The 23,891-nt window shown below is 69.2% G+C and carries 28 protein-coding genes; 13 read left to right on the top strand and 15 right to left on the bottom strand.

All coding sequences use genetic code 11. From position 1 onward, the window contains the following. Positions 1-93 precede the first annotated feature (93 nt). Positions 94-492, top strand: a complete 399-nt coding sequence (locus tag NO931_RS15045; protein WP_256393173.1) for a GNAT family N-acetyltransferase — start codon at positions 94-96, stop codon at positions 490-492. 10 nt (positions 493-502) lie between these two features. Here NO931_RS15045 and NO931_RS15040 read toward each other — a convergent pair whose 3' ends face one another. The 5 genes from NO931_RS15040 to larB form a co-directional block, all read right to left on the bottom strand. Continuing rightward, a complete protein-coding gene (locus tag NO931_RS15040) occupies positions 503-1,882 on the bottom strand; it encodes a phosphoglucomutase/phosphomannomutase family protein (protein ID WP_256393172.1) in 1,380 nt (459 codons plus the stop codon). A 51-nt stretch (positions 1,883-1,933) separates the two neighbouring features. Next, positions 1,934-2,482, bottom strand: coding sequence for a universal stress protein (locus tag NO931_RS15035; protein ID WP_256393171.1), 549 nt, complete (start codon positions 2,480-2,482; stop codon positions 1,934-1,936). A gap of 88 nt (positions 2,483-2,570) precedes the next feature. Further along, complete coding sequence (locus NO931_RS15030; RefSeq protein ID WP_256393170.1) at positions 2,571-2,819, bottom strand: GIY-YIG nuclease family protein; 249 nt, start codon at positions 2,817-2,819, stop codon at positions 2,571-2,573. Between the two features lie 78 nt (positions 2,820-2,897). Further along, the gene (locus NO931_RS20935; protein WP_343773300.1) at positions 2,898-3,041 is read right to left on the bottom strand and encodes a DUF7563 family protein; all 144 of its coding nucleotides are present in this window, start codon (positions 3,039-3,041) and stop codon (positions 2,898-2,900) included. A 179-nt stretch (positions 3,042-3,220) separates the two neighbouring features. Beyond that, positions 3,221-3,979: a nickel pincer cofactor biosynthesis protein LarB gene (gene larB / locus NO931_RS15025; protein WP_256393169.1), complete on the bottom strand. Its 759-nt coding sequence runs from the start codon at positions 3,977-3,979 to the stop codon at positions 3,221-3,223. Positions 3,980-4,196: 217 nt separating this feature from the next. On the opposite strand from larB, the gene NO931_RS15020 reads away from it, so the two are divergent. Then, positions 4,197-4,364: a DUF1931 family protein gene (locus NO931_RS15020; protein ID WP_004267503.1), complete on the top strand. Its 168-nt coding sequence runs from the start codon at positions 4,197-4,199 to the stop codon at positions 4,362-4,364. A gap of 183 nt (positions 4,365-4,547) precedes the next feature. On the opposite strand, the gene rpiA is transcribed toward NO931_RS15020, so the two are convergent. Beyond that, on the bottom strand, positions 4,548-5,234 hold the full coding sequence (gene rpiA, locus NO931_RS15015; RefSeq protein ID WP_256393168.1) for a ribose-5-phosphate isomerase RpiA: 687 nt from the start codon (positions 5,232-5,234) through the stop codon (positions 4,548-4,550). A 95-nt stretch (positions 5,235-5,329) separates the two neighbouring features. Here rpiA and glmM point away from each other — a divergent pair, with 95 nt between their 5' ends. Then, positions 5,330-6,643: a phosphoglucosamine mutase gene (gene glmM / locus NO931_RS15010; protein ID WP_256393167.1), complete on the top strand. Its 1,314-nt coding sequence runs from the start codon at positions 5,330-5,332 to the stop codon at positions 6,641-6,643. Positions 6,644-6,872: 229 nt separating this feature from the next. On the opposite strand, the gene NO931_RS15005 is transcribed toward glmM, so the two are convergent. Beyond that, a complete protein-coding gene (locus tag NO931_RS15005) occupies positions 6,873-7,154 on the bottom strand; it encodes a DUF8152 family protein (protein WP_256393166.1) in 282 nt (93 codons plus the stop codon). An 82-nt stretch (positions 7,155-7,236) separates the two neighbouring features. On the opposite strand from NO931_RS15005, the gene NO931_RS15000 reads away from it, so the two are divergent. The 4 genes from NO931_RS15000 (at position 7,237) to NO931_RS14985 (ending at position 13,936) form a co-directional block, all read left to right on the top strand. Then, complete coding sequence (locus tag NO931_RS15000; protein ID WP_256393165.1) at positions 7,237-8,025, top strand: HVO_0234 family beta-propeller protein; 789 nt, start codon at positions 7,237-7,239, stop codon at positions 8,023-8,025. Positions 8,026-8,090: 65 nt separating this feature from the next. Further along, positions 8,091-8,948, top strand: a complete 858-nt coding sequence (locus tag NO931_RS14995) for a ribose-phosphate diphosphokinase (protein WP_256393164.1) — start codon at positions 8,091-8,093, stop codon at positions 8,946-8,948. 114 nt (positions 8,949-9,062) lie between these two features. Further along, positions 9,063-9,596, top strand: coding sequence for a heme NO-binding domain-containing protein (locus tag NO931_RS14990; RefSeq protein WP_256393163.1), 534 nt, complete (start codon positions 9,063-9,065; stop codon positions 9,594-9,596). A 389-nt stretch (positions 9,597-9,985) separates the two neighbouring features. Beyond that, positions 9,986-13,936 (top strand): glucodextranase DOMON-like domain-containing protein, encoded by a 3,951-nt coding sequence (locus tag NO931_RS14985; protein ID WP_256393162.1) that lies wholly within the window; start codon positions 9,986-9,988, stop codon positions 13,934-13,936. A gap of 188 nt (positions 13,937-14,124) precedes the next feature. Here the strand turns inward: NO931_RS14985 and NO931_RS14980 are convergent, their stop codons facing one another. Further along, complete coding sequence (locus NO931_RS14980; protein WP_256393161.1) at positions 14,125-14,313, bottom strand: DUF7470 family protein; 189 nt, start codon at positions 14,311-14,313, stop codon at positions 14,125-14,127. 111 nt (positions 14,314-14,424) lie between these two features. On the opposite strand from NO931_RS14980, the gene eif1A reads away from it, so the two are divergent. The 3 genes from eif1A to rio1 are packed head-to-tail and all read left to right on the top strand — an operon-like array spanning position 14,425 to position 15,839. After that, positions 14,425-14,703 carry a translation initiation factor eIF-1A gene (gene eif1A, locus NO931_RS14975; RefSeq protein ID WP_256393160.1) on the top strand — a complete coding sequence of 93 codons (279 nt, stop codon included), beginning with the start codon at positions 14,425-14,427 and terminating at the stop codon, positions 14,701-14,703. Further along, positions 14,700-14,900 carry a hypothetical protein gene (locus NO931_RS14970; protein WP_256393159.1) on the top strand — a complete coding sequence of 67 codons (201 nt, stop codon included), beginning with the start codon at positions 14,700-14,702 and terminating at the stop codon, positions 14,898-14,900. The genes eif1A and NO931_RS14970 overlap by 4 nt, the downstream gene beginning before the upstream one ends. A gap of 54 nt (positions 14,901-14,954) precedes the next feature. Then, positions 14,955-15,839 (top strand): serine/threonine-protein kinase Rio1, encoded by an 885-nt coding sequence (rio1, locus tag NO931_RS14965; RefSeq protein WP_256393158.1) that lies wholly within the window; start codon positions 14,955-14,957, stop codon positions 15,837-15,839. 24 nt (positions 15,840-15,863) lie between these two features. Here the strand turns inward: rio1 and NO931_RS14960 are convergent, their stop codons facing one another. The 3 genes from NO931_RS14960 to NO931_RS14950 all read right to left on the bottom strand — a co-directional run bounded on the left by NO931_RS14960 (position 15,864) and on the right by NO931_RS14950 (position 18,012). Further along, entirely contained in the window at positions 15,864-16,754 is an 891-nt protein-coding gene (locus tag NO931_RS14960) for an alpha/beta fold hydrolase (protein WP_256393157.1), read from the bottom strand. Between the two features lie 56 nt (positions 16,755-16,810). Then, a complete protein-coding gene (samp2, locus tag NO931_RS14955) occupies positions 16,811-17,008 on the bottom strand; it encodes a ubiquitin-like small modifier protein SAMP2 (RefSeq protein WP_256393156.1) in 198 nt (65 codons plus the stop codon). 443 nt (positions 17,009-17,451) lie between these two features. Continuing rightward, the gene (locus NO931_RS14950; RefSeq protein ID WP_256393155.1) at positions 17,452-18,012 is read right to left on the bottom strand and encodes a hypothetical protein; all 561 of its coding nucleotides are present in this window, start codon (positions 18,010-18,012) and stop codon (positions 17,452-17,454) included. 138 nt (positions 18,013-18,150) lie between these two features. On the opposite strand from NO931_RS14950, the gene NO931_RS14945 reads away from it, so the two are divergent. After that, positions 18,151-19,134, top strand: coding sequence for a replication factor C small subunit (locus NO931_RS14945; RefSeq protein WP_256393154.1), 984 nt, complete (start codon positions 18,151-18,153; stop codon positions 19,132-19,134). A gap of 128 nt (positions 19,135-19,262) precedes the next feature. Then, positions 19,263-19,505 carry a DUF7127 family protein gene (locus tag NO931_RS14940; RefSeq protein ID WP_256393153.1) on the top strand — a complete coding sequence of 81 codons (243 nt, stop codon included), beginning with the start codon at positions 19,263-19,265 and terminating at the stop codon, positions 19,503-19,505. Between the two features lie 15 nt (positions 19,506-19,520). Here the strand turns inward: NO931_RS14940 and NO931_RS14935 are convergent, their stop codons facing one another. From NO931_RS14935 to NO931_RS14925, 3 genes are all read right to left on the bottom strand, one after another. Beyond that, positions 19,521-20,030: a TspO/MBR family protein gene (locus tag NO931_RS14935; RefSeq protein ID WP_256393152.1), complete on the bottom strand. Its 510-nt coding sequence runs from the start codon at positions 20,028-20,030 to the stop codon at positions 19,521-19,523. 123 nt (positions 20,031-20,153) lie between these two features. Then, positions 20,154-20,951 (bottom strand): alpha/beta fold hydrolase, encoded by a 798-nt coding sequence (locus tag NO931_RS14930; protein WP_256393151.1) that lies wholly within the window; start codon positions 20,949-20,951, stop codon positions 20,154-20,156. Positions 20,952-21,041: 90 nt separating this feature from the next. Then, entirely contained in the window at positions 21,042-21,728 is a 687-nt protein-coding gene (locus NO931_RS14925) for a helix-turn-helix domain-containing protein (protein WP_256393150.1), read from the bottom strand. Positions 21,729-22,048: 320 nt separating this feature from the next. Here NO931_RS14925 and NO931_RS14920 point away from each other — a divergent pair, with 320 nt between their 5' ends. Then, positions 22,049-22,294 carry a HalOD1 output domain-containing protein gene (locus NO931_RS14920; RefSeq protein WP_256393149.1) on the top strand — a complete coding sequence of 82 codons (246 nt, stop codon included), beginning with the start codon at positions 22,049-22,051 and terminating at the stop codon, positions 22,292-22,294. 89 nt (positions 22,295-22,383) lie between these two features. On the opposite strand, the gene NO931_RS14915 is transcribed toward NO931_RS14920, so the two are convergent. Beyond that, entirely contained in the window at positions 22,384-23,883 is a 1,500-nt protein-coding gene (locus tag NO931_RS14915; RefSeq protein ID WP_256393148.1) for an HPP family protein, read from the bottom strand. Positions 23,884-23,891: the final 8 nt, after the last annotated feature.

Raw genomic sequence — 23,891 nt, 5'->3', positions numbered from 1 at the left:
AGCCTTCCCGAGCGCGGGAGTCGCCCTGAGAGCCAGTCTCTCGGGTGGCGTGCGACCGGAACGACCAAGGCTCGCGCGGCCGCCCGCCCGAACGTGGACAGCGCACCGCTCGACGCCGACGTTCGGCCGGCGACCGCGGATGATCGGCTCGCCGTCCGGCGGTTGCTCGACGCCGCCGTGCTGGCGGTCGACGACGTCGACGAGCGACTGGCAGCGGGCGACGTGCTCGTGGCGGTCGCAGACGGGCGCGTCGTCGGCACCGTCGTCCTCAGTCCTCGCGAGAGCCGCGGCGTCCGCGTCGCCGCGATCGCGGTCCGGCGTCGACGCCGCGGCCGCGGCGTCGGAACGGCGCTGATCGAGCGCGCCCGCGAGAACCACGGTCGACTCACCGCGGAGTTCGACGCCGACGTTCGGGCGTTCTACGAATCGCTGGGCTTTACGATCGAACCGGCAACCGACGAGAACGAGCGCTTCGAGGGCGTTCTGGAGTGAGGTAGCGGGCTCAGACGTTCGCTTCGACCAGTTCGCGTCCGTCGGCCAGCAGGGCCTCGACGGCCTCGGTACTCCCGGCTTCGGCGTACACCCGGAGCTTCGGCTCGGTGCCGCTCGGTCGGACGAGCACCCACGAACCGTCGTCGAGGAGCAGTTTGACGCCGTCGACGGTGCTCGTCTCGGCGACGGCTCGACCCGCAAGTTCGTCCGGCAGGGCGTCCTCTACCGCCGCCATGGCCTCGGCCTTCTGATCGTCGGGGCAGTCGACACTGATCTTCCCCGGAACGATGTCGCCGTGGGCGTCGAGCAGGCGGTCGACCCGCTCGTCGATCGACTCCTCGGACTCGGCGGCGGCGGCGAGCAGCGCCGTCAGCACGCCGTCTTTCTCGCGCACGTGTCCGCGGATCGTGAACCCGCCGCTCTCCTCGCCCCCGATCAGCGCGTCGCGGTCGGCCATCGCCTGCGCGATCCACTTGAAGCCGACCGGCGTCTCGACGACGTCCTCGCCGTTCGCCTCGGCGATTTCGTCGATCAGGAACGTCGTCGAGACCGACCTGACCGCGGGGCCGGACTGGTCTTCGAGGAGGTAGTCGTACAGCGCGGCAAACAGCAGGTTTTCGTCGAGGAAGCCGCGTTCGGGCGTGACGACCGCGATCCGATCGGAGTCGCCGTCGTTGGCGATCCCCAGATCGGCGTCGCCCGTCTCGACGGCGTCGACGAGTCCCGCGAGATTCTCGGCGTTCGGTTCGGGCGAGACGCCGCCGAACTCGGGGTCGCGCTCGCAGCGGCGCCGTTCGACGGTCGCGCCGGCCCGTTCGAGCAGGGCGTCGGTCGTCCCGCGGCCGCTGCCGTGCATCGCGTCGTAGGCGACCGTCAGGTCGGAGAGCTCGGCGTCGACGAGGTCGAACGCCTGCTCGGCGTGGGGCTCGACCAGATCGACCCGCCGGACGCTCCCGTGCTCGGACTCCGGTATCGGGTCGGGTTCCCGGAGATTCTCCATGATCCGGTCCGTAACCTCCGGGAGCGCCGGGGCGCCGTCCTCGGGGATGAACTTGACGCCGTTGTACTCCGGCGGGTTGTGCGAGGCCGTCACCATCAGTCCGCCCGCGAGGTCGCGGTCGACGATCGCCCACGCGATCAGCGGCGTCGGCCGGTCGCGCTCGGGCATCACCACGTCGTGGCCGCCGGCCGCGAGCACGCGGGCCAGTTGCTTGGCGAACCCCTCGGAGGTCTCCCGGGCGTCGTAGCCGACGACGACCGGGTCGTCGCCCAGCCCCGCTTCGTCGAGGTAGTCGACGACCGCCTGTCCGACCATCCGCACGCGCGGGGCAGTAAACTCGTCGAGCGTCGCTCGCCAGCCGTCGGTCCCGAACGAGATCGCCGTCTCCATACGCCTGCTTCGGGGGCGGGGGCGAAAAAGACGGTGGTGGCGCGACGACGCTCAGGCCTCGCTCGCGACGACGACCGGCACCGGCGAGCGCTCGACGATCGCCTCCGACGTGCTGCCGAACAGGGCCTGAGAGGTCGCCGAGCGGTCGCGCCGACCGACGACGATCATGTCGGCGTCGCGCTCGTCGGCGAGTCGGACGATCTCCGGCGCCGGGTCGCCGATCGTTCCGAGGAGATCGTGCTCGATCGCCGCGGCGTCCAGCGCGTCGTCGAGGTCGTCGACGGCGGCGAACTGCCCGACGACCTCGTCGCCGGCGTCGCCGTACCGGTCGGTCGACGTCGGGTCGCCGGGCCAGATTTTCTGGTACAGCGACGTCTGGCCGCCGCTGGGCGGCTCCTCGGTCGGCCGGTCGTGACCGCCCGACGAGACGTCGACGTCGAGTTGCTCGGCAGCGGTTTCGGCTTCGTCTCGCGTGAGCGCGTGCGCGAGAAGAACCGTCGCGTCGGTCGACTCGGCCAGCGGAACGATCGCGTCCGCGAGCGTCGCGGTGTCGACGCCGTCGTCGGTACCGACCGCGACCAGGAGGGTATCGATCGCCATACCGGACGATCCACGGATGCGAAGAAAAGCGCTGGCGTCGTTCGGCAGCCGATCGCGGGCGCCGGGAGCGAGCGGCCGTCGGAAGCGACTACTCGGCCCCGACGAGCCGTTCTTTCTGCCGGCGCGAGAGCTGCTTGAGTTCGTGCTCGCGGGACATCGCCGCCGATCGCGAATCGAAGCGCTCCCGGTGGACGAGTTCGACCGGCGTCCGGCCGCGGGTGTACTTGGCCCCCTCGCCGGCGTCGTGCTCGGCGACGCGTCGCTCGACGTCGGTCGTGTAGCCGGTGTAGAACGTCCCGTCGGCGCACTCCAGTACGTAGACGTAGTGGTCGCTCACGTCGAGTCGATCACACCGGAACCACAGAAAGGCTTCGCGTGGTGATCACGCGGCTGCACAACCCGATCGGTCCGACACTCAGCGGGCTCGCTGTCGCGCCGCCTCGGCGATACCCGCGTTAGCCGAGCAGCTCGGACACGCGAAGATGCGGCCGTGCTCGTCGGCGAACACTCGCTCGAACCGGTCGGAGACGTGCGCATCGCAGTGGTCACACGTGGGCATTGGGTACATCCGGCACGGTACGCGCCGGCATCCGTTACTACGTGATCGACCAATAAATATCCTTCCGAAATACCCCTTAGATTTCCGCAGAAAACAATCGTGGTTCGTAATTCGTGAAGAAATTTTCCGGCTCGTTCCGCTGGCCGGCACCGACGACGGAGACGCCGCGCCGGAACTGCTCAATGCCCGTCGATCGCGCGGGCGATGAGGCCTGCCTGCGCACCCGCGACGAAGCCGGCGTCGACGTTGACCGTCGACAGCACGGTACACGACTGGAGCATCCCGAGCAGCGCGGCCTCGCCGTCGCCGCCGTGGCCGTAGCCGCTGTTGGTCGGCAGCCCGATCACCGGCGTGTCGACGAGCCCGGCGACGACGGTCGGCAGCGCGCCCTCCCGGCCCGCGGCGACGACGAGCACGTCGGCCTCGCGCAACTTGTCGACCCGATCGAGCAGGCGGTCGATGCCGGCGACGCCGACGTCCTCTACCAACTCGACCGCGGCGCCCATCTCGGCGGCGATGGCGCGGGCCTCGCCGGCCGGGCCGCGATCGACGGTCCCGCCGGTGACGACCCGAACGGTGGCGTCCACGTCCGGCGGTTCGTAGTCGGGGGCGTGGAGGAGCAGCACGCCGGCCCGATCGCGCCATCGGACGTCGGCATCGAGCCCCGCATCGTCGAGCGCGTCGCGCACGGCCGCGGCCTGTTCGTCGCTGACGCGCGTCGCGATGCCTCGCCCGGTCGTCTCCAGCGATGCCAGCAGCATGTCGACGACCTCGTCGGCGGTCTTGCCCTCCGCGTACACCGCCTCGGGCACGCCGCGTCGCTGTTCGCGGGCGGCGTCGAACCGACCCGCGTCCGTCGTCGCGTAGCCCGCGAGACGGGCCTCCGCCTCGGCGGGGCTGACCTCGCCGCTCGCGACGGCGTCCAGTAATTCGCGCATACCGCCACTCCCGCGCGGACGCACTCCTAGATGTCGTTTTTCGACCGACGCGAGCGAGAATCGGCGCCGGTTCGGGGATAGAATTAAATACCGACCCCGTTCGATCGTGCCGAACGCTGTCATCCGTCCGACAGCGGGGGTCAGGATACCGTCCACAGGCCCGCTCTCCGGCCGATTTGGGAACGTTTATAAACGGCGGTTTTCAATGTCAGGTCGTATGGCAGACCTCATTGTCAAAGCAGCCGTGAAGGAAGCGCTCGACGACAAGAACGTCGCATCGGATTTCTACGACGCCCTCGACGAAGAGGTCGACGAGCTGCTCGAAGACGCCGCCCGCCGCGCCGAGGCCAACGACCGGAAGACGGTCCAGCCGCGCGACCTGTAAGCAGGGTTCCCTGCTCCGATTTTTTATCGACGCCGATCGACCAGCGACGGCGCCACATCGCCCAGTAGATGGTGCGTCTCGATAGTCTTGCTGTGCCGGAGCGGCCGCTCCACCCGGCGTCTCGACGCCGTAGTCAGATCGCTCGCGACCTGCCTGTCCGTCAGACGTAGTCCGACGACCGTGCTACGGCGTTCGGACGTCAACGCTGTCCTCACGACCGACGTGGATTTCATCGGCGAGGTCGACGAACAGGCCGTGCTCGACGATGCCCGGGACGGCCGACAGGTCGGCAGCCAGATCCGCCGGCGCGTCGATGGCGCCGAACTCGCAGTCGAGCACGACGTTCCCGTTGTCGGTGACGACCGGGCCGTCCTTGCGCTCGGCCGACCGGAGCGTCGACTCGCCACCCAACGCCGCGATCCGATCCTCGACGACCGGCCGCGCCGCGGGCAGCACCTCAACGGGGACCGATCGGTCGAGCCGGTCGGCGAGTTTGCCGGGATCGACGACGACCAGCAGTTCGTCGGCCGCGGCGTCGACGATCTTCTCGCGGGCGTGGGCCGCGCCGCCGCCCTTGATTAGCTGGCCGTCCGCAACCTGATCGGCGCCGTCGATCGCCAGATCGACGCCGTCGACCTCGTCCAGTTCGACCAGCGGGATCCCCGCCTCGATCGCGAGCTGTCGGGACTGGAAGGAGGTCGGGACGCCGCGAACCGACAGGCCGTCCGCGACGGCCTCGCCGATCGCCCGGATGGCGTGGGCCGCCGTGCTGCCGGTGCCGAGGCCGACGACCTGCCCGTCTTCGACTGCCCGGGCCGCGCTCTCGCCCGCGCGGCGCTTCGCCGTCGCCGATCCGCCGCTCGTCTTCATAGGTCTCTCTCGCCGGGGCGGGTGCAAAAAGTTGGCGAGCGCGCCCACCGTTTAGATACCGCTTATTTTTGTCGCCCCCTGCTCCCGTCTAGGGTATGTTCGGAACGAGCGGCATCCGCGGCCCCGTCGGCGACACCGTCACCTCGGAGCTCGCGCTGTCGGTGGGCCGAGCGGTCGGCGTCGACGCCGATCGAATCGTCGTGGGGAGAGACCCGCGAGAGAGCGGGCGCGTGCTGACCGACGCGCTCGCGGCGGGAGCACGGGAGTGCGGCGCGGACGTGATCGACCTCGGGCTGGCGGCGACGCCGACGATCGCCCGTGCCGTGGGCTGGCGGGACGCCGACGCCGGGGTCGCGATCACGGCCTCGCACAATCCGGCGCCGGACAACGGCATCAAGCTCTGGACGCCGAGCGGGCAGGCGTTCGACGAGGACCAGCGGACGACGATCGAGCGCCGAATCCGAGAGGCGGACTGGAAACTGGCCGACTGGACCGGCCAGGGCGAGCGCTCGCGCTGGAACGGCGCACGCGAGCGCCACGTCGATCGGCTGGCCGACGCCGTCGCGATCGACGAGCCGCTGTCGGTCGTCGTCGACGTAGGCAACGGCGCCGGCGGCGTCACCGCCGACGCGCTGGCGGCGCTCGGCTGCTCGGTCGAGACGCTCAACGCCCAGCCCGACGGCAGTTTCCCCGGACGGCCGAGCGAACCCACCGCGGAGAACTGCGGGACGCTCGCGGCGACCGTCGCAGGGACGGACGCCGATCTGGGGATCGCCCACGACGGCGACGCCGACCGGATGCGCGCGGTGGCCGGCGACGGCACGTACCTCTCGGGCGACGTGTTGCTCGCGCTGTTCGGCCGCGAGGCAGCAGAGGAGGGCGACCGCGTCGCGGTGCCGGTCGACACCAGTCTCGCGGTGGCCGACGCGCTGGCCTCGGTCGGGGCCGAGACGACCCGCACGCCCGTCGGCGACGTGTACGTCGCGGAGCGGGCGAGCGAGTCAGATGTCGTCTTCGGCGGCGAACCGAGCGGCGCCTGGATCTGGCCCGAGGAGACGCTGTGTCCCGACGGCCCGCTGGCGGCCTGCCGGCTGGCCGCGCTAGTCGCGCGCCGCGGGCCGCTCGCGGAACTCGCCCGAGAAATCGAGACGTATCCGATCCGGCGCGAGAACGTCGAGACCGAAGCGAAGGAGGACGTGATGGGGCGCGTGCGCGAGCTCGTCGCCGGTCGGTACGACGACGTCGCGACGCTCGACGGCGTCCGCGTCGATCGGGAGAACGGGTGGTTCCTCGTGCGCGCGAGCGGGACCCAGCCGCTGATTCGAGTCACCGCGGAGGCCCGTGACCCCGAGGAAGCCGACGCGGTGCTGGAGGAGGCGCTGGGCGTCGTCTCCGACGCCGGCGCCTGAGCCGCTGGGGCGGGTGTTCGGGGCTGACAGGCGGCGCTGTCCGGAGGTTGCGGTCGTCGACCCGACGCGGCGCACCGCGCACCCGCCTCGACCGCGCCGGGACCGTGATCAGGGCACGCCGGCTGTCGCCGCCCGTTCGATTATAAACGTCCGGGCGCCGACGCAGGATGCAGATATGGAGACGCCGACGCGCAGCTGTCGACGAGAGAGTGCCGACGCGATGACGCCGTCACTCCTCGACCCGATCGAGAATTTCTTCGGCCAGTTCGCTCGCCCGCTCGACGTGCTCGGTCGCCGCTTCGTCGCCGGCGTCGTCGACTTCCGCGAGCAGCCGCCGGACGTGGCCGACCCGATCGGCGACGACCGACTCGGGCGGATCGCCCTCCGCCACGTCGGCGGCGACGGCCTGAGCCTCGCCGATCCAGCGGCCGGCGGTCCGGTCGACGGGGAGTTCCTCGGTCGCCCGCAACTGCTCGTGGAGCCGGGCGACCAGCTCTGAGAGATCGCTCACGGACGCTCGTTCGGCGGCCAGCGGCGTGAACCTTCGGCCGCGCGTCGGAACGCTTTCGGGCGCCCCAACCGTTCCGGATCACATGACGACGATCGAGGAAAAGCGGATCTTCGCGAAGAAATCCGGTCGGACGCGCGCGTTCGTCGGCTCCGGCGTCGGCGTCGCGGCGGTGTCGGTGTCGGCCGACCTCGTGGGCGAGTTCGGCGTCGAGTACCGGACCGCCGCGATCGACGTCGCCGGGCGAGCCGGCCAGATCGCGGTCGCGACGGGCGAGGACGTCGTCCTGCTCGGCGACGAACCGCTCGAACTCGGCTTCGGAGCGGCGTCCGCGGTCGGCTTCCGCGACGGCGCAGTCGTCGCCGGCGACGAGAACGGTCGAGTAGCGACCGCGACGGATCCCGACGTGTGGAGCGAGATCGGGAGCGCTGGCGGCGCCGTCCGGGCGATCGACGGCGATCTCGCAGCGGCGAGCGACGGCGTCTACCGGCTCTCGGAACGTCTCGATGACCCCGATCTCGACGCCGCGGCGGACGTGGCGTCGGGCGCGGTCGATCTGGCCGCGACCGCGGCGGGCGTCTACCGGTATCAGGACGGCTGGACCCGCGAGATAGAGGGCGACGCGACGCTCGTCGCGGCCGACGCCGACGGTCGGGCCCACGCCGTCGTGGATAGTGTGTTCTACGCGCGCACGAGCGGCGGGGAGTGGAGCCCGGTCGAGCTGCCCGTCGACGCCGATCCCGCGGGCGTCGCATACGGTCCGGCGACGTACGTCGCGACCGCCGACGGGACGTTTCTGGTCGACGCCGGCGACGGGTGGCGCCACCAGCCGCTCGGACTCCGAGGGGTCGTCGGCTGCGCCGTCGCCGAGTGAGAAATGCGGCGGTGCTCGCGACCCGAACGAAAACGGGTTTACCGCTCGCCGGAGTTCGGTCGGATATGATCCTCAGCGGACGCCACTCCCAGTCGATCGCCGCCGCGCTGGCCCGCGAGCTCGACGAGCCCCTCGCGCCCGTCGAGTTCGACCGGTTCCCGGACGGTGAACTGATGGCACAGATCGGACAGACAGACGGGGAACGCGCCGTCGTCGTCGCGTCGACGCCGACGAGCGACGCCCACCTCGAACTGCTCCAGCTGCAGGACGCCGCCCGCGAGGCCGGCTTCGAGCAGGTCGTCACGGTGCTGCCGTACATGGGCTACGCCCGGCAGGACCGGGCGTTCGCGGCCGGCGAACCGGTGTCGGCCCGCGCCGTCGCGCGGGCGATCAGCACGGGCGCCGACCGCGTGATCACCGTCGACCCCCACGAGGAGGCGGTCTGTGACTTTTTCGAGCCGTCTGCGACCGCGGTGACCGCGGCCGATCAGTTGGCCGAGCCGCTGCCCGACGACCTGACCGACCCGCTGTATCTCTCGCCCGACGCGGGCGCGATCGAACTCGCCGAGACCGTCAGGGACGCGGCGGGCGGCGGCGAGGTCGACTACTTCGAGAAGACCCGCCACTCGGACAGCGACGTCGAGGTGACGCCGAGCGACGCCGCCGTCGAGGGGCGGGACGTCGTGGTCGTCGACGACATCATCGCGACCGGCTCGACGATGAGCGAGGCCGTCGGCGTGCTCGACGACCGGGGCGCCGCCGACGTGTACGTCACCTGCGTCCACCCGCTGCTGGCGAGCAACGCGGTCACGAAGCTCTCGCGAGCCGGCGTCGCGGCGATCTACGGCACCGACACGATCGAGCGGCCACAGAGCGAGGTCAGCGCCGCGCCGGCGATCGCGGCGGCGCTGGAGCGTCGCTGAACCGGACCGACAGACGCCGTTGCGGTTCGCCGGAACGCCGGAATACTTACGCGATGCTTACGCTTGGTTGACGTATGTACGGACGCACGCGATCGGGAGGACGGGACTGAACGTATGCACGGGATCGTTCACAAAACGCTCAAAGAGCACGTCGAAGAGGACATCGACGCGGTCGAGTGGGACGAAATCGTCGACCGCGCGGGGCTGGAGCCGAAGCTGTATCTACCGGTGACGCACTACCCCGACGAGGAAGTGACTGCAGTGTTCGAGGCGCTGGCGGCCGCGACCGGCGAGTCCGAGGCGGACGTCCAGCGAGCCTTCGGGCGCCGTCTCGCTCCGGAGCTGTTGAACACGTTCAAGGCTCACGTCCGGGACGACTGGGCGACGCGGGAGCTGCTGCTGGCGCTGGAAATCGTCTACGAGCGGGTCGGCGCCCAGGACGAGGACTCGGACCTGCCCGACGTCGCGACCGGGGCTGACGGCGGCGATGTCGTCGTTACCTACGACTCGGACCGGAAACTGTGCTCGCTGGCGCGCGGCGTCGTGCTCGGCGTCGCGGACCACTACGACGACGACGTCTCGATCAGCGAACCCGAGTGCGCGCGGGAGGGCGCTGACCACTGTACGCTCCGGGTCGCGTTCGCCTGACGGCCGGAGTCGACGACTACTGTCGAGTGTCACGCTTGCCTCGGGTACGTTCGACTATGTACAGCTGTAACTAATAATGTAAATAACAAACCCATTTACGTACACGAATAACTACAGGCAAATGTTAATCACAGACGCACCATTAAGCATGAAGAAAGATTACATCGTGTCGTGTCGACGAGGCGTTGGCAACGGTTGCGACGACCCGGACCGGCGATCGGTCCGTCGAACCGCGACACGGCACGGTGCCCGTTCGGTTCGACGCCGTACTCACGTCACGGTGAACGATCGTCAGCGACGGTGCCGTCCCGAACTGGACCCGCGTCCCGGCGGGTTCGATTTCGGCACTGCAGACCCACAGACGACCGCTTCGGACACCGAAGTAACTCATGAGCAACAACGATAATCTCACCCCCACAACGAATCGACGAAGCGTGCTCGGCGGCATCGCCGGGCTCGGCGCGCTCTCGCTGTCTTCCGGCTACGGTAGCGCGGAGACGCAGCCGGCGCTTCAGCAGGCAGCATCGAACGGCGCGGACTCCCATCACCCCGGCGAACCACGATTCGTCGAGGTCGGCGAATCGCTGCGCAACTCCATCTACGTCGACGGCAGCCACGTCTTCGACCGCGACAACCTCGCGCCGCGCGTCGTCGACATCGACGCCGATGCGGCCAACTACAGCGCCGACGACTTCCAGTGGTCGCTCGCCGAGTCGCCCGACGGTAGCAGCGGCGACGTGCTCGCCTTCGAGACCGACGACGAGGACGGCGAGCCGCGCTGGGACGACGGTAAAAAGAACGTCGCGGAGTTCACCGCCGACGCGCCGGGCACGTACGTCGTCGAGGTCGACGCCCCGGACGGTACCCACGAGATGACGATCCACGCGTTCCCCGCGACGCCCGACGGAGCGGGCGGCCCGCCGCGCCTCTCGCTGGACGCCGAGTTCGACAGCGAGGCCGGCGAGTTCGTCATCGAGTCCAACGCCAAGCTGTCGCCTAACAGCAACGCGAATCCCGAGGACCTGACGGTCGAGTTCCTCGCGGACGACCGCGACGCGCTCTCGACGAGTGACATCGTCGACGAGGGAACGACGGCGCGCGTCCCCGCGAGCGCGATCAGCGGCGACGCCGCGCGCGTCCACGCCGCGCCCTACGACGGCGACGTCCACGGGATGGCCGACACGGTCATGCTCGACGCCGACGGCGAGGTTCACCTGCCCAACCGTCCGCCCGAGTGGATGAAAGACGGCGTGATGTACGAGATCTTCACCCGCTCTTTCGCCGGCGAGCGCGGTGAGACCGACATGCAGTATCTCACCGAGCGAGTCAGCTACCTCGACGAGCTCGGCATCGACGCCGTCTGGCTGACGCCGATCTACCCCTCGGTGAGTTCGAGCAAGGAACTCGCGGGCGGCGGTCCCCACGGCTACGACGCCACGGACTACATGTCCGTCGCCTCCGACCTCGGGACGGTCGAGGAGTACAAGGCCTTCATCGAAGAGTGTAACGCAAACGACATCAAGGTCGTGTTCGACATGGTGATCAACCACGCCGGCCGCGACCACCCCTACTTCCAGGACACGATCGCGAGCAAGGGCGACGAAGTGCCCGCGGAGAGCTGGGAGTTCCTGCCGGTCGAGGAGTGGAACCAGGACTCGAAGTACTTCGACTGGTTCGACCGGATGGACGCCCCGATCACCGGTCCCGACGGCGGCGTCGTCGACCCCGCGCCGGGCAACACCGGGTTCTGGGGCCTGCGCCTGCAGCCCAACTGGAACTTCGACAACATGGCGCTGCGCGAGCACATGCTCGCAGTCGCGGACTTCTGGTCCGGCGAAGTCGGCGTCGACGGGTTCCGCTGCGACATCGCGTGGGGGACGCCCCACAGCTTCTGGAAGGAAGTGCGAGACCTCGTCCGTTCGAACAACAGCGAGTTCCTGATGCTCGACGAGTCGATCCCGAAGGATCCCCACTTCGCCGAGAACGAGTTCGACATGCACTTCGACACCTCGGAGTTCATGAACACGATGCGGGGGATCGGACGGGACAACGCGCCCGCCAACGAGATTCTGAGCTCGATCAACAGTCGCAAAGCCGAAGGGTTCCCGGAGCACACCCTGATCCTCAACACGACCGAGAATCACGACGAGGAGCGCCTTCTCAACCAGATCATCGAAGGCGGTACCCGCGACAACCCGAAGAAGGCACAGCGCGCGTGCTGGGCGGCCGGCGTCACGCTGCCCGGCGTCCCCTTCGTCTACTACGGACAGGAACGCGCGATCAGCGAGTACGGCGAGGGCCGACACATGGGCGAGGACGACCCGCGCAGCGGGGACATCTTCCCCGGCGGCAAGAAGCGCGCGTTCATGAACTGGGACGAGTACGACGAGGAACACCTCCAGTTCTACAAGGACCTGATCGGCACGTACCAGGAGATGGACGTGCTCAAGCCCGACGCCGACATGGCCGCCGAGTGGTTCGCGACGGCCGCCAAGGCCGAGCCGAACCTCCTCGTGTTCGGGCGCGACGCGAGCCACCTCGACGACGTCGAGGGCCCCGAGACGGTCGTCGTCGTCATCAACTTCGAGGAGGAGCCCTCGCAGGTCAACCTCCGACCGGAGGTCAGTACCACGGACCTGCTCAGCGGCGAGGACCTCTCGATTCCGAGCGGCGCCTCGGCGGCGGTCGCGGAGGTCGACACGATCGCGATCTTCGAGACGCCGTCGCTGCTCCCGACCGGGCAGACCGTCTTCGAGACGGGCGACCCCACGGGTGACGACATCGGCCCGGGACAGCCCGACACCGAGGACGGCACCGCGCCGTACACGTACCCGACCGGCGACGGCTACGCCGACGGGACGTTCGACATCGACACCTTCCGCGTCCACGAGACCGAGGACCACTACCAGTTCATCTACGGCGTCGACACCGAGGTGACGAACCCCGACGACCTGGAGTACGGTCTCTCCCACCAGCACCTGCAGGTGTACGTGCGCGACGGGAACGGTGACGGCGGCGCCACGAGCGCCCGAACGGGCGTGAACGCCGAGTTCGCCGAGCCGTACCACTACCGCGTCGTCGCCGACGGCGAGAACGGCGCCCGACTCGAGGACGCCGACGGCAACGAGCTTGCGACGGGGAACGTCAAGATCAACAACGCGGTGTACGAGATCATCGCGGAGATTCCCAAGCGAGAGCTCAACGTCCCGACCGAGAGCATGCAGCTGGCGCCCCTGATGCTCGGCTACGACGGGTCGGCCGAGGGCGGCGTCATGCCCGTCGAGTCCGAGGCGTCCGCGAACGCGTTCGGCGGCGCCGAGAACGGCAGCGCGCCCAACGTCATCGACATGGTGTCGAACGACAACACCACGCAGGCGGCCGCGCTGGCCTACTCCGAGGGCGAGCTCGCCCAGATCCCCTACGTCCTGGTCACCACCGAGTTCCAGGAGGTCGCCAGCTTCGACGACCCGACCGGCGACGGAATGGCCTCGGGACAGTACACGCTCCCCACGGCCGACGCCTACTACGAGAACGCGTGGGACATCGCATCCTTCAGCGTCGAGGCGTCCCGGAGCCGCGTTCGGTTCAACTACACGATGGCCGAGGAGCTCCAGAACCCCTGGAGCTTCGGCACCGGGTTCAGCCAACAGATGTTCCAGATCTACGTGGCGTCGCCCAACGCCGGCGGTCCGAGCGGCACGGAAGGCCGCGGCGGGACGAACCTCGGCTTCGCCCAGCCGTACCACTACCGCGTCGTCGTCCACGGCGAGGGCACTCTCGCGGTCGAGAACGCGGCCGGCGAGGCAATCTCGACCGACGTGAACGTCGTCACGGACGGCAAGACCGTCTCGATCGACGTGCCCCGCGGCGCGCTCGACTGGTCCCACGAGGAGACCGGCATGGCGCTCCAGCCGATCACCGTCCCCTACGACGGGTACGGCACCAAGGGCGTCCGCGGCATCGCCGAGTCGAACAGCCAGCACGCCATCGGCGGCGGCACGGGCACCAACGACCCGGCCGCGATGGACATTCTCACCCCCGAGGGCACCGACCAGGCGTCGGTCCTGAGCGACTACTCCGCCGACAGCACCGTTTCCCTGCCGTTCGTCACGGTCGGCAACTACGGTGGCGGCGGAAGCGGGAGCGGGAGCGGTGACGGCGGTGACGGCGACGGCAGCGGCGACGGCAGCGGTAACGAAAGCTCCGGCAACGAATCGCAGGAGGAGGGTTCGAGCAGCGACGGGCTGCCCGGATTCGGCGTCGCCGCAGGTGCGGCCGGCGTGGCCGGCGCCGCCGCGGCCGCCAGTCGGCTGTCCGACGACGAGGACGACGAGGAGTAATCACCCACCGCTCGCATCGTTCGCCAAGTACGACGTCGCGGATTTTTTGACTGCTACGCGCCAGCGGCGGCGCCGGCGGAGTGTGACAGCGGCGGCGGCAGGAGCCGTCGCGCGGCGACGCCGCTGGCGAATCGCGCTGGCGATGCCACTGGCGAATCAGTCGCTCCGCCGAACGCGGATTCGGCGCGCTAGAACATTCCGCCCATCCCCATCGAGTTGATGAGACTGGAGACGAGCGCACGAACGACCAGACCGATACCGGCAAGCACCAGCGCGATGCCGCCGGCGGCGACGAGACTGTGATACGCGATGAGCGCGATACCGCCGAGGATCGCCAGCAGGCCGACGATGCCGGTCGCGCCGAGTCGTTTGAGCATACGCTGAGAGGACCCGAACGACAGTTAATCCTTTTCGTTTAGCGGACGGACGCCCCGTGGCGGCCGGAAGCATCCAGCGTTTTTAAAACCGTCCGCCACCAAGGGGCGAACATGAGCGACGGACGGAAGGACCTGCGCATGCCCGAAGACGACGAGGTGTTCGCGGAGGTCACGAACATGCTCGGGGCGAATCGCGTGGAAGTGCGCTGCGCCGACGGCACGGAACGAACCGCCCGGATCCCCGGCAAGATGCAAAAGCGCATCTGGATCAGGGAGGACGACGTCGTGCTCGTCGAGCCGTGGGACTGGCAGGACGAGAAAGCCGACATCACCTGGCGCTACGAGAAGCAGGACGCCGACCAGCTCCGCGAGGAAGGCCACATTCAGTGACGACGACCGAGCGGCGCTGTCCCGACTGCGGCGTCGGGATGGAAGCCGGTCGACTCGCCGGCGCCGAGCGGTTCGTGCTCGACGAGCCCAGGGACGGACTGCTGGGGCGCGTCGGCGTCAAAGAGCAGTTCGACGTCGACGCCGTCGTCTGTCCGGAATGCGGACTGATTCGCGCGTACGCCGACGTCGACGAGTGAGAGCAGTCCCGATGAACGCACCCTTTTAGGGCTGGCTCGCCTAGCCCGTCGTAGATGAACGGCGAGTACGGCCTCCTCGATCCGGACGAAGCCGACGCCCCCGGCGACGAGTTCGAGGAGATCGACGTCACGGACACGGAGGCCGACAAGATCGCGCGCGAACGGGACCGCGAGTTCAGCCAGTGGCGCAAGCGCATCAAGGATTCCGAGCGCTTCATCGTCCAGGACTCGGCGTTCGACGACGCCACGTTCGCCGCGCTGTACAAGCTCGTCCAGGACGGCTACGTCGACGCGATGGGCGGCCCCGTCTCGACGGGCAAGGAGGCCAACGTCTACGAGGCGCTCTCGGGCGAGCGCGCTCGGAAGACGCTGGGCGAAGGCGCCGAGCAGGTCGCCATCAAGGTGTACCGCACGCGGGCGACGAACTTCCAGGACATGCGCGAGTACCTGGTGGGCGACCCGCGCTTCGAGGAGCTGGGCGACAAGAAGGAGATCGTGCTCGCGTGGACCCGCAAGGAGCTGTCGAACCTCGAACGCGCTCGCAAGGCCGGCGTGCGGGTGCCCAACCCTGTGGCCGCCGAGCGCAACGTGCTGGTGATGGAGTTCGTCGCCACCGACGGCGAGCGCGCGCGCCGCCTCGACGAAGTGTCGATCGAGAACCCCGAGACCGCCTACGGCGTCGTCCGGGAGTACGTCCGTCGGCTGTACGCCGCCGGGCTGGTCCACGGGGACCTGAGCGAGTACAACGTGCTGTTCTACGAGGGCCAGCTGGTGATTATCGACGTCGGGCAGGCCGTCACGATCCACCACCCCAACGCCGAGGAGTTCCTCGAACGCGACTGCGAAAACGTCGCCTCCTTCTTCCGCCGACAGGGGATCGAGGCTGACGGCGGCGAACTGTACGAGTGGGTTCGAGAGAACGCCGATCCGGACAAGTGAGGCGATCGGCGCGGCTCGGTGGAACTACCGGAGCGGCTCCGCCAACCACGTGAGCGCCGATTCGTGGCACGCCAGTAGCGCCGAGAGGTGATCTTCGTCGGAGAGCACCGACGCTTCGGCGTCGGGCAGCCGCGTCGCGAGGTACTCGGCGGTCGCCGGCGAGACGTTCTGGTCGTCGGCGCCGTGCCAGAGCCGAACGGACGGCTCCACGTCGGCGAGATCGAACGACCAGTCGCGAGCGCTGGCCCGGAACTCGCGGTAGATGCCGTCGTGGCCCTGCCGGAACGCCTCGCGCAGGTCGAGCGCTACGAGGGGGCCGATCGGGCGGTCGCCGATCCGGGCGTCCAGTGTCTCGGGATCGGCGTCGGTGAGTAGATCGAGCGCGTCCTCGGCCTCCGTCCGGTCGGCGGTCCGCGCCTGAAGTGCGAACAGCAGCCCGAGCAGCGGCGGCGCCCGGCGAGCGAGAACGTCGAGAAATCGATTCTGCAGACCTACTCCGTCCGTCGGCGCGTCCGGCGGGCCGTCCGCGGCGACGGTCGCGACTCGCGTCACCCGATCCGGGTGCTCGTGGGCGCACGCGAGCGCGAACCGGCCGCCGCCGGAGAACCCGAGGACGGCGAAGCGATCGACGCCGGCGTCGTCCGCCACCGCGGCGGCGTCGTCGGCCCAGTCCAGCGCGTCGGCGTCGGGCGCGGGGTCCGACCGGCCCTGTCCGGGGCGGTCCGGTGCGAGGAGTCTGATCGAGGCCTCGCGAGCCGTCTCGTGGAACGCCGCCGGGAGGATCCGCGACCCCGGCGTTCCGTGATGGAAGAGCACGGGATCGCCGTCGGGGTCGCCGTACTCGCGGTAGGCGATCGTGCGGCCCTCGGTCGTCGTCGTGGCGCCACTACCGACGGACAGGTCGTCGAGGTCCATCGTCGGCTGTTCGCCCGCTTGTAATTTCAACGCTTCTATACTACTTCGGGCGGAGACTATCCGCCCTTGATCAATCGCAGCACCGTCACCCGATCGGTCTCGACGGGCTGGTCTTCGGGGACGGGACTGCCGTCGACCAGCACCGACGCCTCGTGCGGACTGAGATCGACGGCCGCGAGGAGATCGGCGTACGTGGGCTCCTCGGCGTCGACCTCGTGGGTGTCCTCGCCCTTGACGTCCACCGTGACCTGCATGGGTTCGGGTTGTCGCGGGAGGTGCTTGAGCGTGTCGCGTCTGTGATGGCCTGCGCTCTCTCAAGCGGTAGCTACGACTGCGAACTTCCTGAAAGCCCCCGCCCCGCTCTCTTGAACAGCAGCTACGACTGCGAACTTCCTGAAAGCCCCCGCCCCGCTCGACCGGTTGCTGCTCGCTGCGGTCCTCGCCTTCGGCTGCGGTCCTTGCGTCGCTTCACCGGATCGAGCGCGGCGACCCCTTTCATTCCTCACCCGAACAGTAGCCTCGTCCTCCCCAACCGACTCGCTCGCTACCGCTCGCTCGTCCCTCGCGCGGCGCTGTCTCGTCACAAGGACTCGACAGCGCGCGCCACCGCACCCGTACGGCCGCGAGCGGGCCGAGGCTTCGAGGAATCACGGTCGAGACCGACCGAAGCGACCGGAAAACGATCGTACCGATCAGCTCACGCAGCAGTCCGTCGGCGATGCCAGAGCGACCACAGCATCGCGCCGCTCCCCAGCGTCAGCACCCCCAGAAACAGCAGGTCGAGCACGGCGTCGCGCGGGAGCCACGAGAGCGCGGCGGGGACGACGCCGCCGATCGCCAGCGCGACGTAGGGGCTCTCGACGCCCGCGAGCGATAGCACGCCGCCGATGACGCCGACCGTGACGTACACGAGCGCCAGCAGCGCCAGCGGGAGCCACACCAGCGCGAACACGACGAAGGGGCCGGCGATCCACAGTACGGCGAACGCGCCGACCGAGATCGCCGACACCGCGAGCATCAGGAGGAGCCCCGAAACCAGCGCGCGCGCCGGGCGGCGGACGACCGTCCGCGCGGCCGTCCGCGAGAACTCGGGCCAGAGCGTCAGCGCGAGCGCGCCGACGAGGTAGTACGCCGCCGCGGCGCCCGCCGCGCTGGCGACGGGTGCGGGCACCCAGTTCGCGAGCCCGGCCACGGCGTCGAGCGGCGCCGGCAGACTCGCCGCAGTCGCCAGCGCCACGTACCCCACCGGAACTACCATGTGGATCGCTACGACGGATGCGGCCAAAAGCGTACGAGACGCGCGCTGGATCGACTTCGCCGCCGACCGGCCGCCGGGGCGTCGACGCCGAGGATCGCACTCGGGGATTTTATCACCGTGAGGGGACTGGGGCAACGTATGAGCGACGCAGAGGGCCAGCCGGCGGGGGGCAGACAGGACGTCTGGACCGAGAAATATCGGCCCCGGACTCTGGAGGAGATCGTCGGCCAGGAGGGAATCACCGAGCGCTTGCAGAGCTACATCGCCCGCGACGATCTGCCGAACCTCTTGTTCGCAGGCGAGGCGGGTATCGGGAAAACGACAGCTGCCACGGCCATCGCCCGCGAGATCTACGGCGACGACTGGGAGCAGAACTTCCTCGAACTCAACGCCTCCGACCAGCGCGGGATCGACGTCGTCCGCGGCCGGATCAAGGAGTTCGCCCGATCGAGCTTCGGCGAGTACGACTACCGCGTCATCTTCCTCGACGAGGCCGACGCGCTGACCAGCGACGCCCAGTCGGCGCTGCGCCGGACGATGGAGCAGTTCTCCTCGAACACGCGCTTTATTCTCTCGTGTAACTACTCCAGTCAGATCATCGACCCGATCCAGTCTCGCTGTGCCGTCTTTCGGTTCGCGCCGCTGGGCGACGACGCCGTCGAGAAGCAGGTGCGCAAGATCGCCGCCGAGGAGGGGATCGACCTCACGCAGGACGGCGTCGACGCGCTGGCCTACGCCGCCGACGGCGACATGCGCAAAGCGATCAACGCCCTGCAGGCCGCCGCGGTGATGGGCGAGACGGTCGACGAGGAGACCGTGTTCAAGATCACCTCCACCGCCCGCCCCGAGGAGGTCGAGGAGATGATCCAGACCGCCATCGACGGTGACTTCGTCGCGGCGCGCTCGAAGCTCCGCGAGCTGCTCGTCGACAAGGGGATCGCCGGCGGCGACGTGATCGACCAGCTCCACCGGTCGGTGTGGGATCTGGACATCGACGACGACGCCGCGGTGCACCTGATGGACCGCGTCGGCGAGGCCGACTACCGCATCACCGAGGGCGCCAACGAGCGCGTCCAGTTAGAGGCGATGCTGGCGTCACTCGCGCTGGAAACCGGAGAGTAGAACGCTCCGACCTCACTCGCTGCGCTCGCGAGGAGGCGGGCGATCAGTAGCGCGGACGAGGAGACGGTCGTGCGGCGCCGGCGCCTTTTCGCGCGGGGTTCATCCGCGTCGAGCCCCTCCACATTGGTATGGAAATGCCTCCAGAACTCGAAGACGTCGCCGGACGCGACGAGCAGATTCTGGTCACCGAACGCGATCACGACGGCGGCGAAATCGCGGTGGACTTCGGGCCGACCGACGCCGACGCGACGGTCGACGTCGTGGGCGACACGGCGATCGTCGTGATCGGCGACCGACAGTTCGAGTTCCCCGTCCCCGAAGGCGCCAGCGACGTCACGGTCAACGCCGGCGTCCTCACGATCCGCGACTGAGACGCGGCGCCGCGCTCACCCCGCCGCGCGCCAGATAGCGTAGTTCAGCACCGCCGCGAACGTCACCCACGCCAGATAGGGCACCAGCAGCGCCGCCGCCCGGCGATCCACGCGGTCGAACGCCACGATCGTCGCGACGATGGCGACCCAGAGCGCGAGGATGATCGCCAGCCCGAGTCCCGGCGCCTGCAACCCGAAAAACGCCGGCGTCCACGCGACGTTCAGCGCCATCTGGACGCCGAAGGCGCCCAGCGCGATTTTGACGGCTCGCCGACCCGCGCCCTGACGCCAGACGAGAAAGAGCGCGACGCCCATGAGCGTGAACAACAGCGTCCAGACGACCGGAAATGCGATCGTCGGCGGGAAGAACCACGGCTCGTCGATCCACGAGGTGTCCGCGCCCGCGACGAGCGAGGGCGCCGCGCCGACGGCGTTGACGCCGACGACGAATCCCGCGAGAACGAGCAGGTCTCGGGCGTCGAGGTCGGCGAGGCCGGAGCGGCCCGTCGGTTCGGAGTGACTCACACGTGCGGTTTCGGTCGCGGCGGCCGTAGCCGTTTGGGTCCTGCACGGCGGCCGTAGCCGTTTGGGTCCGGCGACGACCGCGGGTTCCCGCGACGGCTGGGACAATCCTGCGACGGCCGACGCCTATCGTCGGGGCTGCAGGAACGCGTCGATTTCCGCCGCGACCGCGTCCGGCGCTTCGGCGGGACCGCTGTGACTGACGCCGTCGAACTCGACGAAACGACTGTGCGGAAGCGCCTCGTGGACGGCGCGAGCGCTCTCGCGGAGGAAGCCCGGGCCGTCAGTGCCGGTCAGTACGAGCGCAGGTGCGTCGACGTCCAGCCGACCGGGAAGCCGATAGCGCTCGACGGCGCGGTTCATCCGGACGACTTCCTCGGCGAGGTCGACGCAGGCCGGCCAGACCGGCCACTCCGACAGCCAGGCGTCGAGATCGTCGATCCCACCCGGATGGAGCACCTGCTCGACGTAGCGTTTCACGGCCTCGCGGCGATCGCCGTCGTCGATGAGCGCCTGCATCCGGTCGGCGAGATCCGCCTGCTCGCGATAGTTCTCGGGGAGGACGGCGGGTTCGTAGCCGACGACCGCTTCGACCGCCGCGTCGGTCGCGGCCTCGAACGCGGTAAGCGCGCCGAAGGAGTGACCCAGCAGGATCGGCGCCCCGTCCACGGCGTCGACGAGCGCGCGCACGTACTCCGCCTCGCGGTCGACCACGTCGTCGGGGCCGGTCTCGCCCGGATCGTCGAGACAGGTGCCGAACCCGGGACGCTGCGGGACGATCGGGGCGTACTCCTCGAAGTGGGGAACCACCGGCTCCCAGTACTGCCGGGGCGCCATCCCGCCGTGGAGCAAGATCAGCGGTCGACCGTCGCCGCGTCGTTCGTACTCGATGCTCGTTCCGTGGTCGGAGGTCACTGTTTGCATCGCTGGGTACACCCATTGGCCGGAGGTCCGGGTAGGGCTGTCTCTCAATCGTCCGGCATTTTAAGTGAACGCCGCGACCGGACGACCGGTTCAGTCGAGCAGCGGCGGCCAGGTCGGGGCGACCGTCTCCTCGACGAGTCGGGTCTGGGCGCGGCGCAGGCGCTCGGAGACCGACGACGCCGAGACGCCGAGTTCCGCCGCGACGTCCTCCAGCGAGGCGCCGCGGGGAACGTCGAAGTAGCCCAGCTCGTACGCCGTCCGCAGCGCCTCGTCCTGACGATCGGTCAGCCCGTCGCCGGGCGGTTCGGGCGCCCCGTCCCGAGTGAGCCGTCGCAGGCGGAACCCGGAGTTGCGCTGCCAGAACGTCCGGAACTCGTCGAACGTCGCCCGGTCGGCGAACCAGCCGGTCTGGGTCCAGCCGTCCGGGGTGACCTCGATGCGTTCGATGATCGCGTCGGCCGTGGCGAGCGCCGTCAGCCCCGAGAGGTCGTCGAGGTGTGGGCCGAGCTGTTCTTCCAGACTGAACGCCGGAATCGCCTGATATCGGCGGGTGTCGCCGGCTCGTCCGACCAGCGTGCAGTCGGTCAGGTCGTCGGCGTCGGCGATGGCCGCCTCGATCTCGTCCCGCGAACCGCCGGTGACGGTGAGCAGAAACACCGGGCGGTCCCCGTGGTTGAACTGCAGTTCGAGCACCACCGTCGCCGACGGAACCGACGCCGCGGCGCCGACGGCCGGCAGGTGTTCACAGGGGATGTCGAACTCCGCCACGAGGCCCATAGCCGACGGTACGCGACGGCACGGATATATGGGTCGAAGCGAGACGAGTCGCGCGTCGTCGCTCGCGAGGGAGAACACGATAGAGAGGCCCTCGGAAACGCAGCGAACCGAGATGCCCGTTCCCCGGATCCGGCCGGGCGTGCCGCAGTCCGCCCGGAGCGTTCCGGATCTTCGGAATCGCGAGTGAATAGCAACGAAACTGCGGCGTCGGGCACTGAGGCACGTTCAAATTTTGCCACCTGAATAGTTCGCTCGAATACAACCGAGTTCTCCCGTGTATATTTGAGTGATCGGCACCACTAGTCCGGTAGATAGTCGCAATGACACAACCGACCTCCCATCGGAGCACAGCATCCGCCAGTGAACGGGTAGTTGGCACCGTCGCTGACGCCGAAGACGCCGAACCGACCGAACTCTCACCGCTCTACGAAGCTATCGATCCAGACGCCCTCGATTCACTCGTGGAAGGGTCCGACGACGACCTGTGCATCGACTTCGAGTGTTGCGGGTACGATATCACGGTGAAAGGAAAAGAAACAGTCGAGTTGACGTCCTCCTCCGACTGACGCCGGAGGAATCTTCTCCACTCACGCACGATGACCGGTTTCGTCCGTCCGAGAACTCGCTCGGAGCCGCGCCGCCGTCGAGAGGTCGCTCACCGGTGGGCCACGATCGCGAGGTCGGTGTCGAGATCGTCGATGCGCTCGAAGGTCGGCGGCGACACCAGCCGGGAGGCGGTGCTGCGGTCGCGGCTCGCACCGACGACGACGAGATCGGTCGCGGGCGCGACCTGCCGGAGGAAGCTCTCGATCGACGCCTTCGGAACGCGCGTCTCGATGTCGTAGTCGGGCGTCTCGGCGAGGTTCGCCAGCATCTGGTCGGCCGTGCGCCGACTGGCCTCGGAGTCGATACAGTGGGCGACGCTCACGCGGCCGGTCTCCCCGGCGAGTCGGCAGGCGAAGTCGATCATGGCGTGGGCGGTGTCGCCGGCGCGCCTGACGGGCACCGTGATCTGCCGCCAGTCGGTTCGGCCGTCGCAGGATCGGTGGACGAGGACGTCCATCCGCGCCGCCAGCAGGCGCTCGACGTACGGCGTCACGTCGCCGTCCTCGGTCTCGTAGGGGGCGGCGATCAGATCGCAGTTGGCCTCGTCGGCGATCCGCCGCACCGTCGTCGCCGGCGACCCGCCGCTCGAGGCGACGATCACGTCGCAGGGGACGTCGAGGACGGTCTCGACCCGGTCGGCCAACTGCTCTAAGTCTGCGACCGTCGCTTCGAGCGCCGACACTGCCCCGTCCCCGCCCGCGTCGGTCTCGGCGTCGGTGCCGCCTGCGTCGGTCTCGGCGTCGGCGCCGCCTGCGTCGGTCTCGGCGTCGGCGCCGTTCCCGAGGAGCGCTCGCTCCGCGGTCGCGATCGAATCCTCTTCGACCACGTCCAGCAGGACGACTTTCCCGGCGTCGTGGGCGGCGGCGATCCGCCCCGCGATCATGGTCGTCGCCTCGACGGGATCGCCGCGGATCGGGACGAGCACGTGATCGGCGCCCGTAGTGGACTCGTAGAGGTAGCGCGCGCGCTGTTTGTAGAATCGCTGTCGCCAGACCGCGAAGACGACGGCGACGAGACTCGAACTGACGACGACGCTCGCGACGAAGGATGTCTGTCTGGCGGGGTCGACCAGCAGGCCGAGCAGCGCCGTCGAGAACGCGGCGGCCTCCTCGATATCCAGCGCCCACGTGACGACACCCGTGAGGAACACCGCGAAAGCGGCGCCAGGAGCGTCGGCCTCGATCGCCGACGCCGGCTGGTCCGGGTAGACGACGAACACCGCCACTCCGACCGCGATCCACGCGCAGACGGCGCCCGCGGTCAATCCCGCGACGAACCGGACGGGCGAGGCGGCCTCGTGCTCGGGGTTCGCGAACAGCGCGTACGTCCCGGCGGCCAGCGGCGGGAACAGGAAAAAGGAGAGGTAGTCCAGCCGCGTCGAGAGGTACGTGAGCAGTCCGACCACCACCGGGACGAAGAGCAGGATGGAGACGTGCACGAGGGTGGTCGTCTCCTCGAGACGGAGGCGTCCCCCGCGAATCGCTCGTCGGAGGCGTCGGCGAAGCCACCGGACGCCCGCACGAGGGCGGGTCAGCAACCTGTCACGCATACGTTCAG

Source organism: Natronoarchaeum rubrum (assembly GCF_024494695.1).
This window is presented reverse-complemented; position numbering and strand designations above follow the sequence as displayed.